The organism is uncultured Dokdonia sp. (genome assembly GCF_947492815.1).
Classification (GTDB): Bacteria; Bacteroidota; Bacteroidia; order Flavobacteriales; family Flavobacteriaceae; genus Dokdonia.
The window spans coordinates 1-15,240 of sequence record NZ_CANLOB010000028.1 but is presented as its reverse complement, the minus strand read 5'-3'; the positions used below and the strand labels follow the sequence as shown (position 1 = coordinate 15,240).

Annotated in this window: 11 protein-coding genes and 1 pseudogene; 2 read left to right on the top strand and 10 right to left on the bottom strand. The window is 33.7% G+C overall.

Going from position 1 to position 15,240, the window contains the following annotated elements:
- Positions 1–202 precede the first annotated feature (202 nt).
- The 10 genes from sucC to Q1A01_RS19585 form a co-directional block, all read right to left on the bottom strand.
- Positions 203–1,393, bottom strand: a complete 1,191-nt coding sequence (gene sucC / locus Q1A01_RS19630) for an ADP-forming succinate--CoA ligase subunit beta (RefSeq protein WP_299684268.1) — start codon at positions 1,391–1,393, stop codon at positions 203–205.
- A gap of 122 nt (positions 1,394–1,515) precedes the next feature.
- Positions 1,516–1,791, bottom strand: coding sequence for an ATP-dependent Clp protease adaptor ClpS (locus Q1A01_RS19625; protein WP_299684266.1), 276 nt, complete (start codon positions 1,789–1,791; stop codon positions 1,516–1,518).
- 78 nt (positions 1,792–1,869) lie between these two features.
- Positions 1,870–2,736, bottom strand: a complete 867-nt coding sequence (gene prmA, locus Q1A01_RS19620; protein ID WP_299684264.1) for a 50S ribosomal protein L11 methyltransferase — start codon at positions 2,734–2,736, stop codon at positions 1,870–1,872.
- A complete protein-coding gene (locus Q1A01_RS19615; protein ID WP_299684262.1) occupies positions 2,733–4,343 on the bottom strand; it encodes a S8/S53 family peptidase in 1,611 nt (536 codons plus the stop codon). Before Q1A01_RS19615 ends, prmA begins: the two co-directional genes overlap by 4 nt.
- Before the next feature lie 4 nt (positions 4,344–4,347).
- On the bottom strand, positions 4,348–4,860 hold the full coding sequence (locus Q1A01_RS19610; RefSeq protein ID WP_299684260.1) for a hypothetical protein: 513 nt from the start codon (positions 4,858–4,860) through the stop codon (positions 4,348–4,350).
- A gap of 166 nt (positions 4,861–5,026) precedes the next feature.
- Positions 5,027–5,779: a triose-phosphate isomerase gene (gene tpiA / locus Q1A01_RS19605; RefSeq protein WP_299684258.1), complete on the bottom strand. Its 753-nt coding sequence runs from the start codon at positions 5,777–5,779 to the stop codon at positions 5,027–5,029.
- Positions 5,780–6,463: 684 nt separating this feature from the next.
- The gene (locus Q1A01_RS19600) at positions 6,464–7,483 is read right to left on the bottom strand and encodes a leucine-rich repeat domain-containing protein (protein ID WP_299684256.1); all 1,020 of its coding nucleotides are present in this window, start codon (positions 7,481–7,483) and stop codon (positions 6,464–6,466) included.
- A 21-nt stretch (positions 7,484–7,504) separates the two neighbouring features.
- Positions 7,505–8,578 (bottom strand): ABC transporter permease, encoded by a 1,074-nt coding sequence (locus tag Q1A01_RS19595; protein WP_299684253.1) that lies wholly within the window; start codon positions 8,576–8,578, stop codon positions 7,505–7,507.
- Positions 8,575–10,386: a BT_3928 family protein gene (locus tag Q1A01_RS19590; protein ID WP_299684251.1), complete on the bottom strand. Its 1,812-nt coding sequence runs from the start codon at positions 10,384–10,386 to the stop codon at positions 8,575–8,577. Before Q1A01_RS19590 ends, Q1A01_RS19595 begins: the two co-directional genes overlap by 4 nt.
- Before the next feature lie 66 nt (positions 10,387–10,452).
- Positions 10,453–10,989, bottom strand: a complete 537-nt coding sequence (locus Q1A01_RS19585; protein ID WP_299684249.1) for a DUF1599 domain-containing protein — start codon at positions 10,987–10,989, stop codon at positions 10,453–10,455.
- Positions 10,990–11,119: 130 nt separating this feature from the next.
- Between Q1A01_RS19585 and folP the strand changes: the two genes are divergently transcribed.
- Both folP and Q1A01_RS19575 read left to right on the top strand, forming a co-directional pair.
- Positions 11,120–11,938 (top strand): dihydropteroate synthase, encoded by an 819-nt coding sequence (gene folP / locus Q1A01_RS19580; RefSeq protein WP_299684247.1) that lies wholly within the window; start codon positions 11,120–11,122, stop codon positions 11,936–11,938.
- A 171-nt stretch (positions 11,939–12,109) separates the two neighbouring features.
- A pseudogene (locus Q1A01_RS19575) lies at positions 12,110–15,240 on the top strand (hypothetical protein); the annotation flags it as partial.

The window sequence follows — 15,240 nt, the reverse complement described above, 5'->3', positions numbered from 1 at the left end:
GTGTAGTTTAACCATTGTTTAACGATCATTAACGCTGCTTAACATTCGAGTGATTATTAAATAACGCTTTCGCGAAAGCGTATAAAACATCTTTTAAAGAAATAAAGTTAACGCTAAGTAATTGATAATAATGTCACTAAAAATAAAAAGCTCTTTTAACGGTTTACGCTAAAAGAGCTTTTATTCTTAATGTTAAGGAGTTTTATGCTAAAACTGCCTGAACTTTATCTGCTGCTTCTTGGAATTCTACAGCACTCTGTACATCCAATCCACTATTATCTATTAATTCTTTTGCAATATCTGCATTAGTTCCTTGTAGACGAACAATAATAGGTACTTCTATATTCCCCATGTTTTTATAAGCGTCTACAATTCCTTGTGCAACACGATCACAACGTACAATACCTCCAAATATATTTACAAGGATAGCTTTTACATTAGGATCTTTAAGAATAAGATCAAAAGCTATTTCTACACGCTCTGCATCTGCAGTACCTCCTACATCAAGGAAGTTTGCAGGTTCTCCTCCAGCTTGTTTGATAAGATCCATTGTTGCCATAGCAAGTCCAGCTCCATTTACCATACATCCTACATTTCCATCTAGGTCTACATAGTTAAGTCCTACCGCTTTTGCTTCAACCTCTACTGGGTTTTCTTCACGCTCATCACGTAATGCTGCAAGATCTTTATGGCGGAATAATGCATTTTCATCTAAAGATACTTTAGAATCTACTGCCATAATTTTATCATCACTCGTTTTAAGTACTGGATTGATTTCAAATAGAGAACTATCTGTAGAAACGTATGCTTTGTATAAAGAAGCAACAAATTTTGTCATTTCTTTAAAAGCAGTACCGCTCAATCCAAGATTGAAAGCAATTTTACGTGCTTGGAATGGTAATAATCCTGTAGCAGGATCTATTTCTTCTGTAAAAATAAGGTGTGGTGTCTCTTCTGCAACAGTTTCGATATCCATACCACCTTCTGTAGAATACATAATCATATTACGACCAGTACCTCTATTTAAAAGGACAGACATGTAATATTCTTCTGGTTCATTATCTCCTGGATAGTATACATCTTCTGCAACAAGTACTTGATGTACTTTCTTTCCTTCTGCACTTGTTTGGGGAGTCACAAGATTCATTCCTATGATTTGACCAGCAATTTCTTCTACTTGTTCAAGATTTTTGGCAAGTTTTACACCTCCGCCTTTACCACGACCACCGGCGTGAACTTGTGCTTTTATAACGTGCCAACCTGTTCCAGTTTCTTCAGTAAGTTTTTTTGCAGCAGCAACAGCTTCTGCAGGTGTAGTGGCAACAATACCTCTTTGGATACGTACGCCAAAACTAGCTAACATTTCTTTTCCTTGATACTCGTGTAGATTCATAATACCTTTTTATATGGTGCTTTATTTATGCTGTGCAAAAGTAACAAAAGCGCTACGGGAGCACAATAGTTTTTAGATTAAAATTGAATGTTATGTCTAAGTATTTATAGAAAGCTTACTAATCATACTATTTCAGCGCTTAAACCTGCTTGTAAAAGTTTAGAACATCTTGGTTTAAGATCATCATAATCTCCTGTTTTTACAGTACATTTTCCTTTGTAATGTACGATTAAAGAACATTGATGTGCTTGCTCTTCTGTATGGTCACAAGCGCCTATAAGACAGTTAATAACATGATCAAATGTATTTACTTCATCGTTGTATAATACAATTTCATGTTGTTTTTGTTCTTCTGTAAGGACGTCTAGGTCTTCTTGATATTTTTCTTTAGTACTCATAAGAGCAAAATTTTTGAATAGAAATTTACAAAATAAATAGCTTACTACTTAAAATAGTAGTGCATTATAACATAATATTTAGGATTCTCTTTTTTCAAATTTACAGGCTACCCAATTATTACGTTCATAGTTACCAACGAAGTAAAGTCCATTTTCATTGCATTTTTCTGTAATTAATGCAATGTCTTCAGTATAAAACCCGCTTAATAACAAAATCCCATTAGAAGATAATGTGTTTGCATAGGCAGGAATATCTTGAAGCAAAATATTTCTATTGATATTGGCAATGACTAGGTCATATGTTTTGTCTTTCAGTAAAGAGACATCACCTTCATATACAGAAATATGGTGACAATTATTTCTTTGAGCATTTTCTATAGCATTAAGATAACACCAGTTATCTATATCTATGGCGTCAATAGGTTGTGCACCTTTCATTTCAGCGAGAATGGCTAATACTCCAGTACCAGATCCCATATCTAGTGTCTTTTTATGTGTAACATCTAGTTTTAATAGATGCTTTATCATCATATGTGTAGTCTCATGATGGCCAGTTCCAAAAGACATTTTGGGTTCAATGACAATATCAAATTCGACAGCTGTTTTTTCATGAAATGGCGCTCTTACTGCACAACGTCCATCTACTTCAATGGGGTCAAAGTTTTTTTCCCACTCTTCATTCCAGTTTACCTGTTCAATTTCTTGAGCAGTATAGGAAATTGTAAATTCATCTGATGTTAAAATTTGAATATCACTGAGTAAACTTTCAAAATTCACAGGGGTATTATCAGGAAATGCTTCCTCTTTTTGGATATAAGCAATGACTCCTGTTTCTGTTTCTGTAAAACTTTCAAAACCTGCATACCCTAACTCGGCAATTAAGATTTCTGTTGCTGGTACAGGAGGGTTTATCGTAAAGGTATATCCTAAATATATGGGTGTCATTCTTTAATTTCTTTGCAGTTATACGACGCGTTTGGATCAATTTTCAATATTATTTCTCCATTTTCGCCAGGCAAAAGTACAGTTTCATTTTCAATAAAAATCTCGTTTTTTGCAGTAAAATTCACAGAAGCACTATCTGTGAATTTTTGATGCTGTATTTTGAGTTTATAAGGGGCATCTAACCTAAAGTTCCATCGACTAAAGTTTTGATTTTCAATAACTGTATAGAGTTCTGGCTGTAACATATTATAACTCATTTTTACAGCTCGCCCTGTATGCAAGCTACCAGCGCCATACATTCCTTTAAATGCAGCATTTGCTTTTATGTAATCTATATTGGTAGCTGATAATTTTATAATACTATTTACTTCATCTACAGATAGACAAGGATTAATAGAAAACATAAGTCCTATAGTACCTGTAACTAAAGGGGCTGCAGGAGATGTTTTCTCTACCTTATTATATAAAATCTCCCCATTTTCTAGATATTTACTATATCTAAATATAAAATTACCTGGCGCCAAAATGTCTACATAGGTATCTAAATTGTTTGTAGACGCTTTAAAAATAAACTGCTCTCCATCAATATTGTTTCCTTTAAAGCCTACAGCTCGTCCTACATAATTTTTAAGTCCGATGGCATATGGGTTTCCTTTTCCATTGGTATGTAACGTTTCCTTAGGATCATCAAAACGATGTTGGACACTGCCTACAGAAATAACATGCTCATATGCGCCAGGATATCTGGGTGCTTTTCCCTTCGTTTTTTTAAATGACGCATTGTGTGGAACAGAAACAATCACAGTTCCATTAGCTCTCATTTCATTGATAGCTTCTTGTGCTGTTTCGTAATGTAGCGTACTACCCCAACTACAGTTAATTACTTTTGCACCGGCTCGGGATAATTCTAATAACTGATTTAGAAACTTAAAATCACCATAAGTAGTGGTGTAAATACTACAATTGTAACACACTCCTACAATACCATAGCCATTATCACCTTTTCCGACAGCAGTTTCGGCGACACTATAGCCGTGTCCTTTGGAATAGGAGCTTTTCTTCATGACTGTAGTTCTTCCTTCAAATTCGGGATCATTGGGATCTATATATCCATCAGAAATACCTACAATAACATCTTTACTTCCTGTTGTATAATACCAAGCTTCTGGTACGCCTAGAAAATCGTAATAATCTAAATAGGCTTGCACTCCTTGGTTTTTTCCAATAGTACTTGTCGTACCATAATCATTAGGTTCATATATCTTAAGGGTTTCTTGGAGTAGGCTTTCGCCAAATTCAAAAATGTCTGATACCTCGTTCAATAATTCTTTTTGAAAATTAGGACTAGAGGCAATTACAAAATATGTGCGTTTTAATTTGTCACTATCGGCATATTTAAACCCTTTTCTAAATACTTTTACGTGATATTTTTTAAAGATTGATGTTAATTTTGCATGATCTCCAGTATATGAAACAACAGAATCTTTAGTGATTGTTGGAATCTCAATGTTTTCATCTATAGCTCTAATATAAAAGCGATCTTCTTGTGCGTAGCTAGCATAGCTACTTAGTATTCCAAAAAAGATATAAAGGTATATTGTTTTCAAAATCCTATCCTTTTATAGATGCTTGAATACGTTTGATTTGCTGTTGGAGATCATCATATTGTTCTTGTAGTTTTTGAACCTGATGCTCTTTTTCTATAAGATGTAATGTGAGTTCTTCAATCTTTTTAAGAAGAAGAGTATTCATTTGTCCTAGTTCAATACCATTTGCTTGTACTTCGGCAGTAGTTGGGACTTCTGGTAAATGGCCATAGGTGTTGATGTATTTTTCTATTTCGCGTAAGCGTACCAAGTCATATCCCTCTTCAAATACATAATCTGCCCATTCTTTAAGATCTAATTTTGCAGATTTTGCATGAATTTGTCCGTTTACCTCTAGTTTGTCTGTTGGGTTTTTTTTGCCAATTCCCACACGTCCGTCTTTGGTAATATATACCGCATTTTGTTCTTCATTTTCAAGAAGCGTTATGGAACCATCTGTATTTGTAGTCACTTGTTGTGCTTGGCATGAGAGACAAATGCCAGTGCATAGAAAAAGGAGTAAATAAGAAACTTTCATAGTGTATGTTTATACGGGTAAGGTATAAAAATACTATGAAAGTTTTCTTAAAATATAATAAGCGCTTTATTAGCACCGCAAAGGGTTTCATACTCCGAGGCTTTCCTCGAAATTAAAATCCAGTCTTTTTTATAAATGTCTCGTAGGTTTGTCTTGAGGTAGTTTGCTAAAAAGCATTTACGATTTCAAAAAAGTCATCAGCTTTAAGAGAAGCCCCACCTATAAGACCTCCGTCTACATCTGGTTTTGAAAAAATTTCTTTTGCATTTCCTGGTTTTACAGAACCACCATATAAAATAGATACTTGATCTGCTGTAGTAGTATCATAAGAAGTACTTACAGTATTTCTAATAAAGGCATGCATTTCTTGTGCTTGTTCTGGAGATGCTGTCTCTCCAGTACCTATTGCCCATACGGGTTCATAAGCAAGTACAATATGTGACCATTGTGCTGCAGTAAGATGAAATAGCGCATTTTTAAGTTGACTTTCTACTACATTAAAATGTTTTTCGTTTTTGCGATCTTCTAGTTCTTCACCAAAACAAAAGATTACTGTAAACCCATGTGCGATTGCAGTATTTACTTTTTCTGTAAGTAATGCATCATCTTCATGAAAATAAGCACGACGCTCACTATGTCCTAAAATTACAGTATCTATACCAACACTATCAATCATACTAGCCGATATTTCACCTGTATATGCACCGCTTTCTGCTTGATGCATGTTTTGAGCAGCTACTTTAATCTCACTACCCTCTAGTGTAGTTACAGCAGCATGCAAATTAATAGCAGTAGGAGCAACAATTACTTGAGCGTCTCCTGTATTTTTCTTTTCTGTAAGCGCAGTTAATAATGCTTGCGTTTCAGACAGGTTTTTATTCATTTTCCAGTTTCCAGCGACTATATGTTTTCTAGACATGTATGATTTTTTTATTAATGAAACGCTATTTTGAAAATTACATAACAACGTATTCAAAATAGTTAGTTGAACTCACTTCGTTTTTGAAGTGGGATCGATGATTGAATATCTTTTTGTATCAAATACAAAAATATCAATAAGATTGATAATCTACTTATAAAATAAGAGAAGAAAGCTATTATTACGAAAGTCTTAGTAGGGGAGGCATCCTATTATAGATACCTGAAAAAAAAGAACCTTTTTGGTATTTCATTGCATAAAGTGTAACGAAATAAGAAAGTAAAACATTAACGCCTTGATAATTTGAATACCCTCCAAAGCACATAAACTGCAGTTGTTTGTAAAAGGGTATTGATAAAAATAAGCATTAACGAAAATTGAATTGAACCAGGAGCATAATAAGGGTAATAAGGTCTAATAAATTGTAATGGGGTAGACGAGATATATCTCAAAATAGAAGAGATAAATGTTAGATTAGGAGGTAAGGGATAAAGTTGTATCATTGAAATTATAACATCAACGATGAGTATACAAAAGAAGAATTTTATAAACGTTTTCATGTGCTATGAATTTATTAAGTAAAGTCACAAATTAATATCATAAACTTTTTAGCTTTAACCTAAAAATAGCATTTGTTTATTCTTTTTTAAGGTTTGTAATTCAATGATTTTTGTTGTAGAAGTATTATAATATTCTTTCTCTATTTGGATCTCTTAATCCATATTTTTCAATGACATCTGGCTCAATCTGTTTATAATGACCTAGTGGAATTTTTTTATTCTCAAAATCTATAACTCCAATCTGACCTCGTGTGAAATCATTTTTGAAATGCGGTATTTTTTTAGCTTGTTTGTCATCAATTAGTAGTTTGAACTGGTTATCTCGCCAAGACTTTCTTTTAATTAGTTTTTTTATGAATTTATGTTGAATTTGGATATCATCATTAAGAAATACTTTTAAGTCATTCAAATTTTTCATTTTATTGATATTCAATTCTAAAGAAGAAATGGAATTTTCAGAAAGATTTAATTGTTTTAAATTTTTTAGACAATCAAGGTTTAATGGTGTTTTAGATAATTGGTTGTTATTCAGGTTTAATAGGTGTAAATGGCTGAGTTTTCCAATAGTTCTTGAAATTTCAGTTAATTCATTAGAGCTCAGATCTAACCATTCAAGGCGATTTAGTTTGCTGCAATCAACATTAAAATTAGATAACTTGTTTTTAGATACATCAAGTCTAATTAAATGGTTTAATTTACTAAATTCTTCAGGTATCTTATCAAGGATGTTATCCCTCAGATTACATATTTGTAACTTATGTAAACCTCCAATACCAGAGTCAATTGTTTTTATATTATTTTTTGGAATAAGTAATCTTGTTAGGTTTTTTAAGAGGCCTATTTCTTCGGGGATGCTTTTTATTTGATTGCGTCCCAAATTTAAAACAGTTAATTGATTAAGATCATATAAAGCTTTAGAGATGAATTCAATTTTATTAGTATCAAAATAGGCAACTTTTAGATTGGATAGTTTTGATATTTCGTCTGGGATTTCAGAAATAGTATTATCTCTTAGATTAAGATTGGTAAGAAAGTCAAGTTCAAAAACTTCAGTAGGAATCTTTTTCAAATTCATACCAGATAAGTCGAGTAAAGAAGCCGTATTCTTTTTTGCGATTTTTATTTTTTCTAAAACCTGACTCATCTAATTTAGCATAACGTGCAATTAAGACAAACGTATTTTAGGATCTAGCCATCCATATATAAGATCTACAAAAATATTAATCACAACAAACAGTGTAGCAATTACAATGACTGCTCCCATAATAACTGGGAGATCTAGTGTATTTAACGCATCTACAATTTCTTTTCCTAATCCGTTCCAACCAAAAATATATTCTACAAATACGGCTCCTGCAAGCATAGAGGCAAACCACCCAGATACAGCTGTCACTACAGGATTAAGTGCATTTTTTAATGCATGTTTACGTATAATTTGAAATGTACTCAATCCTTTTGCTTTTGCGGTACGAATGTATTCTTGATTATAAACTTCTAGTAGCGAATTACGCATTAATTGTATTACTACAGCAAGCGGGCGTATACCTAAAACAAATGCTGGAAGGATAAGGTTTTTCCATTGTATGGTGATATGCTCTCCAAAATCATCCATAGCGTAAAGGCTTCCTGTCATGTTTAAGTTCGTATACTTATGAAGTACAAACCCAAATAGCCATGCAAATAGAATAGCACTAAAAAAACTAGGAACACTCATGCCCAAGGTACTTATGATTTGAATAGCTCGATCTATCCAAGTGTCACGCATTTGCGCAGAGATAATACCAAATAAAATACCTAGTATAATAGCGATGGAAATAGCACTTATAGCTAAAATAAATGTATTAGGTAATGTCTCTCCAATGACTTCTGTGACGCGTTTCCCTGTTTTTTGGAAACTCTCTCGTAAATAAGGTGATTTTAATACAATCGTTGTTTTTGAAACAGTTAATAAAGAAGCAGCATTGTATTTTCCAGTATGGAGACTCGTATAATTTTTAGGTTCACTTGCGTGAAAAGATATAGGTGAAAGGTCGTTAAGATAGTATAAATACTGTTTGTATAGCGGCTTGTCAAAACCGTATTTTGCTCTTATAACTGCAAGTTGTTTTGGATCTTCATTTTGATCAAGCATCATGCGAGCAGGATCTCCTAATACATTAAATAAAAGAAATATGACAGTAACCACTCCTAACAGAGTTCCTACAGCATATCCTAGTTTTTTTAAAATATATGAAATCATTCTTGGTCTTTAATAGAAGCAAGTCTTTTTACTTCCGCTTCTTCTAATGTGATGTTTTTGTATTCAAAATCTTCTCCAAAAAGATTTTTAGCATATACTTCTATAGTACTATTAAAACCAGCTTCTTCTCTTCGTTTATTTACTTCTTCAGGATTTTCTATAGGCCATATAAAGGGTTCTCCGTTATGATAGGTCATTCCTTGTGTGCCATATATTTGATGTTTTCCTTCATTCATTAGATATCTATCTTCCATCATAGCAACAAGTCTAAATGGAAGTTCGCCAGCTTTCCCTGCTTTTTTCATAAGGTCAAGATACTCTGGGATTTTATTAGAATGTTGAATAACAGACCAAGCAGCAATATTTGTGGGAGTTCCTACAAGAGACTTTCCTGGATATATTCCCGCTTTTAAAATAGACTCTATCTTTCTAAGATTACTAGTGTCTAATGCTATTTGACGTTTCCATAAATCTCCTGAATATTCAGCATGATCAAGTCCTAAGGATTCTCCTAGTGCTTTGCGCTCTGGCCCTTCGGCTACCTGCATGAGTTTTCGATACTTTTGGTCTAATACAGCAATACTATCTAGTTGGTATTTTAAAATAAAATTTAGATGAGGTTTTGCTGTAGGTAATGAATTTAATATCAAATCTTCAGCATCATTGTAATGTAGTTTTTGTAAAATGGTGCCTTTGTCAAGACTTACAATACCTGGACTCGCACGTACAATTGTTTTTAAGGTAGTTTCGTCTGTATAATAAAACTCAAACGGAAGTTTGTAATCCCTAACAAAGGGTTCATGCACACTTGGACTTGATGAAGTTAAACCAATTACAGTATATCCTTTTCGGATGGCTTCTTCAGTCACTTTTCTAATGTTATAATAGCCTTCTCGCTCTGTCTTGTCAATGTTATATGCTACAATTGCAATGAGATTTTCCTTTTCTAAAAAGGTTGTTGTAAAGTTGTCATCTCCCTTTTCTATTGTAAAATCATGTACCGGAGGAATATAACCTTCTTGTACTTGTTCTGTTTCATATCCTACAAACTCACCTTCAACTTGAGGGTATCCGCCAGAAGTAGTGACTATTTCTTCTTTTCCGTTGACATTGAATTTCCAGTGATACTCGAAAATAGCTTCGGGTGCACCTTCTGGAATTTCCATGTTTTTTGTAATGTTAGAGCCTTCTTTATAAGCTCTGAAATCCAACCATGGTAAATGCATCAAAACATAGTATCCAAAACACATACAGGCGGCAAAAGATAAAAATATAATGCTGTTTTGTACTATCTTATTTTTAAAGACAGGCTGAATATATTTTTGAAAAGCTAAAAGAAATAAAATCAATACTAACAGAATGACATCTTTGATAAAAGATTCCCATGGTACTAATGGAATGGCATCTCCAAAACATCCACAATCTGTTACTTTATTGAAATATGCAGAGTAGAAGGTTAGGAATGTAAAAAAAATGATCATTAAGAGTAATAGAAGTAACGTTGAGTTGATACGTACATTTTTAAATCCTAAAAGTCTCAAAATTCTAGGCAAGAACGGAATAAACCATACAGGGATTTTTTTTCCATATCCAATGATGAGCGCAATACCTAATACAACTTCAGCAATAACAAGTATTATAGATATTAAAAGTGCATAAGGAGATAAGAATTCTAAATTTAAGACTTCAGGAGCAAAATATTCTTGGAGTTTATAGGAAAATCCTAAGGGGTCATTTAATTTTATAAATCCGCTAAAAATAAAAAGAGCACCAACTAAGAATCGTGCTATTTGTACTGCTATTTTCATTTTTTAAATGGTTTTATACGCTTTCGCGAAAGCGGACTATTAATAAATTACAATAAGTTTGTATACTTATCCTTCCAAATGAATTAACGCAAACACTGCGTAATTAATCATATCTTGATAATTAGCATCAATCCCCTCTGAAACTAATGTTTTTCCTTGATTGTCTTCTATTTGCTTTACACGTAATAACTTTTGAAGGATTAAATCTGTAAGCGAACTCACTCTCATATCTCTCCAAGCTTCTCCATAATCATGATTTTTATCTTCCATTAGCGATTTTGTAATCGCTACTTTTTTGTCATACGCTTTTGTCGCTTCATCTAGATCTAAATCAGGTTGTTCTACCACTCCCAAATCTAATTGTATAAGTGCCATCACCGAATAATTGATAATACCAATAAATTCAGAAACTTGTCCTTCATCTACTTTTTGAACATCGTTTTCTTGTAAACCACGAATGCGTTGTGCTTTGATAAAAATCTGATCTGTAAGAGATGGTAGTCGTAAAATACGCCAAGCACTTCCATAATCCTTCATTTTATTTGTGTAAAGATTTCGGCATTTTGTGATAACGTTGTCGTACTGTGTTGAGGTATTACTCATAAATGGATATAGAATTTGCGTAAATTTCGCTTAAAATTCGTAATATAAAAAATGGGGTTGTAAGTTTGTTTAAAACAAGTATTCACAACTTGACTATTAAGTAGAGTAAAAATACGTATTGTGGTTGATTATGCATATGAATTGTAAAGGAAAATTGATTGATCTATCTGTTCCCAAAGTAATGGGAATTGTAAATCTGACTCCTGATTCGTTTTATGATGGGGGGAAGAAAAATATGGAGGCAGTACTTTCGCAAGTTGGAGCAATGCTAACAGAAGGAGCCACTTTTATAGATATGGGGGCTTATAGTTCTAGGCCAGATGCTACAGATATATCAGTGCAAGAAGAAGAAGCTCGTTTACTACCTATCATAAAAGAAGTTGTAAAACAGTATCCAGATGTCTTACTATCAGTAGATACCTTTAGAGCGAGTGTTGCTGAAAAAGCAATTTTAGCAGGTGCTTGTATGGTAAATGATATTAGTGCAGGAATGCTTGATAAGAAAATGATGGAAGTAGTGGGAGCATTAAGAGTTCCTTATATATTAATGCACATGCGCGGTACACCGCAAACGATGAAAACCTTAACCGATTATAAACATCTTTTGAAAGAAATTACTTCTTATTTTAGTGAGCGTATCGCATATGCGAGAAGCCATAAAATAAATGATCTGGTTATTGATCCAGGGTTTGGTTTTGCTAAAACAACAACTCAAAACTTTACAGTCTTAAAGGAAATGGATTTTTTTAAAGTTTTAGAAGTTCCTTTATTGGCAGGTTTATCTCGTAAATCTATGATATATAAAACATTAAATGGAACTCCGTCTACTTCTTTAAATGGCACTACAGCTTTGAATATGATTGCCTTACAAAATGGAGCTTCTATTTTGAGAGTGCATGATGTAAAAGAAGCTGTTGAATGTGTAAAGCTCTATAATTTAATTTCATAACTCATATAAATTTGTTTTACAAATAACTTTAATCGTCACTTTTGTAAAATAAATAACTTTTTTGTCTACACATACCATTTCTCTTTTTTGAACGTTAGGACATACAAAGCGGTGATATTTTAACAGAATTTTGACAAAAAATCCCTATTTTTCGCCCACACAAACCTATTTATGATGAAAATCCTACCTAAAGGCTTTATTTTAGCATGCTTATCTTTTTGTTTTACAGTTGGTTATAGTCAAGGCCCCGGCTCTTTATTTGTAAATGCTGGCCCTGACCAAAATATTGATTGTGGAGGAGGGAATACGGCTACTATAACAGCTGATTTTTTAGAAACCTTTGAAACAATTAGCGAGAACTACGATGTTACTTCTATTCCTTATAATCCGCCATTTGCATTTGATGGTCTTGCAAACCAATTAAATCCTAATCAGGATGATCAGTGGTCGGGAGTAGATAATCTACCTTTTGACTTTTGTTTTTTTGGAAATATCGAAACACAATTTCAAGTAGGTTCTAATGGCGTACTTCGTTTTGATGTAGATCCTGGAGATACATCGAATGCTTTCGGTTTTACAGAAGATTTACCTAATAATACAAACCCTACACTAGGTGAAGCAAATGTTTTTACACCTGTACACGATATAGATCCATCCGTAGGAAATGCTGAAGAAATTGGTTATGAAGTGTTAGGTACGTTCCCCAATAGAGCACTTGTTGTTTCGTTTTTCAATGTGCCTTATTTTAGTTGTAATAATATTACTGCAACTCACATGGCAGTTTTTTATGAATTTTCTAATGTTATAGAAATATATATACAAGATAAACCTGTTTGTACAGCTTGGAATGGTGGAGCTGCTGCTGTTGGAATTCAAAATGATGATGGAAATATAGCATTTGTTCCTCCGGGACGTAATACTTCTGATTCACCTTGGACTACAACAAATGAAGCTTGGCAGTTTTCTCCAATTGGAGTAGAAACATATGTTTTTGAATGGTTAGACGATACAGGAACTGTTATTAGTACTAACGCTTCTGTAAATGTCCCGGCTGGTGTATATACAGCGAGAGCAACATATACAAATTGTAACGGTGATGTTGTAGTTCTTACAGATGAAGTTGAGATTACACAAAGTGCACCTTTTGATCCAGATTTAGGACCAGATCAAGATGTATGTGATGGAACAACTGTAATTCTAAATGGAGATGTAGGTGTAGCCGCAACATATCAATGGTTTCTTAATGGAATACCAGAAGTAGGTGAAACAAATCCTACATACACAGCAGATACCCCAGGAAGTAATACCTATACTGTAGAAGTTACTGATCCAACAGATCCTACTTGTACAATTACTGATGATGTAATAGTTTCATTTTTTGAAGTTCCAGTACCTGTTTCTCCAGGAGATCAAAATGCCTGTGACGAAGTTAATGGCGATGGTTCTGAAGATTTTAATTTAGATAGTTTGATTATAACCATTCTTGATGGTTTAGACCCTGCAGATTTTTCTGTGTCATTTCACTTATCTCAAGGAGATGCTGATACGAATACAGGAGCTCTTACGGGTACAAATGCTTTTGGTGCTGCAGATGGAACTACTATTTTTGTAAGAGTCGAGAATAATGGACTTACAGATTGTTTTGAGACAGTTATGTTTGATTTACATGTTTTTGTAACCCCAGAAGCAATTACTCCAAATGATCTAAGTGTATGTGATAATAATCAAGATGGAGATCCTACCAATGGTTTTGCTCAGTTTGACCTTACTCAAAATGAAGATACAATACTTAATGGACAAGATGCTATGCAGTTTCTATTGACATTTCATACGTCACTAGCAGATGCCAATACAAATACAGATCCAATAACAAATCCTGCTACCTATACAAATGGTATAGCAAATCAAGAGGAGATTTTTGTAAGAGTTGAAAATAGTGCATTTACTGATTGTTTTTCTATAACTAGTTTCTTCGTGACTGTAGATCCATTACCGATTATAAATCCTGTAACAGCATTAGAGGCTTGTGATGATGGCGCAAACCCTAGTGATGGTATCTCTATGTCTTTTGATACTTCAGGAATAGAAGCGGCATTACTTGGTGGACAAACAGATATTACCATTACATATGTAGATGGAAATAATTTGCCATTAGCTACTCCGTTACCTAATCCATTATCGAATTCAGTGTTATTTACAGAAACAATTACTGCCACGTTAACAAATACAATAACGGGCTGCCAATCAGTAAATACATTTGATTTAATTGTTAATCCTAATCCAACTGCAAATTCAATTCCAGATTTAATGAATATAAATGGATGCGATGATGATGGTTTGGATATATTTGATACGTCAACAGTTGAAACAGATATCATAGGAGCTCAGACAGGTGTTTCAGTTACCTATTTAGATGGCAATGGAAACCCGCTACCAAGTCCGTTGCCAAATCCATTAGCAAATACAATACCTGAACTTGAAACTATTACTGCTACAGTTATAGATGATATAACTGGATGTTCTGCTACTACAACATTTAATCTCATAGTTAATGTTAGTCCTTCTACAGTAACCCCCACTACTTTAGAGGTTTGTGATGAAGATGGCACTTCAGATGCAATTACCCTTATTGATCTTACAGTTAAAAATACAGAAATTACAGGAGGGTTTAATCCTAACGTTACCGTTACCTATCACCTTACTTTAGCTGGAGCCAATACAGCCGATGCTTCGATTCCTGATCCTACCATGTTTACTAATGTAGGACCGCCTACTAATCCTCAGATTGTATTTGCAAGGGTAACCGATAATATTACAGGTTGTTTTTCAACAGAGCCATTGCCAGTAGAAGTCTTTTTATTACCTGTAGCTGTTGTTCCAGCAGATTTAGAAGTATGTGATGATGATAATGATGGAGTTTTTGATGCCTTTGTTTTATCAAATGTAGATGCAGAGATTACTGCGGGAGATACCAACCTTACGGTTGTGTATTACTTTACAGAAGAAGATGCTAACAATGCTCCTGTAGGAGGAGAGATAGACAATATGTCTTATATCAATACGAGTGATCCATTTTTCCAAACAGTATATGCTCGAGTGTTTAATGGAGCAGGTTGTTTTGTAGTGGTTCCTTTAAACTTAATCATTCTTAACACTCCTATGCCTAATGAAGCTCCTGATGCATATGAGTTATGTGATGATGAATTAAGTGGTAGTGATACCGACGGTCTATCAGTATTTGATTTAACTACTCAAGAAAATCAGATTTTAGATGGTTTGGACCCTACGATATTTACGATTGA

What these genes read in the sequence shown, in the direction of transcription:
- sucC (WP_299684268.1), bottom strand. Translation starts at nt 1,393, where the DNA reads ATGAATCTACACGAGTATCAAGGAAAAGAAATGTTAGCTAGTTTTGGC.
- Q1A01_RS19625 (WP_299684266.1), bottom strand. Translation starts at nt 1,791, where the DNA reads ATGAGTACTAAAGAAAAATATCAAGAAGACCTAGACGTCCTTACAGAA.
- prmA (WP_299684264.1), bottom strand. Translation starts at nt 2,736, where the DNA reads ATGACACCCATATATTTAGGATATACCTTTACGATAAACCCTCCTGTA.
- Q1A01_RS19610 (WP_299684260.1), bottom strand. Translation starts at nt 4,860, where the DNA reads ATGAAAGTTTCTTATTTACTCCTTTTTCTATGCACTGGCATTTGTCTC.
- tpiA (WP_299684258.1), bottom strand. Translation starts at nt 5,779, where the DNA reads ATGTCTAGAAAACATATAGTCGCTGGAAACTGGAAAATGAATAAAAAC.
- Q1A01_RS19600 (WP_299684256.1), bottom strand. Translation starts at nt 7,483, where the DNA reads ATGAGTCAGGTTTTAGAAAAAATAAAAATCGCAAAAAAGAATACGGCT.
- Q1A01_RS19595 (WP_299684253.1), bottom strand. Translation starts at nt 8,578, where the DNA reads ATGATTTCATATATTTTAAAAAAACTAGGATATGCTGTAGGAACTCTG.
- Q1A01_RS19590 (WP_299684251.1), bottom strand. Translation starts at nt 10,386, where the DNA reads ATGAAAATAGCAGTACAAATAGCACGATTCTTAGTTGGTGCTCTTTTT.
- Q1A01_RS19585 (WP_299684249.1), bottom strand. Translation starts at nt 10,989, where the DNA reads ATGAGTAATACCTCAACACAGTACGACAACGTTATCACAAAATGCCGA.
- folP (WP_299684247.1), top strand. Translation starts at nt 11,120, where the DNA reads ATGCATATGAATTGTAAAGGAAAATTGATTGATCTATCTGTTCCCAAA.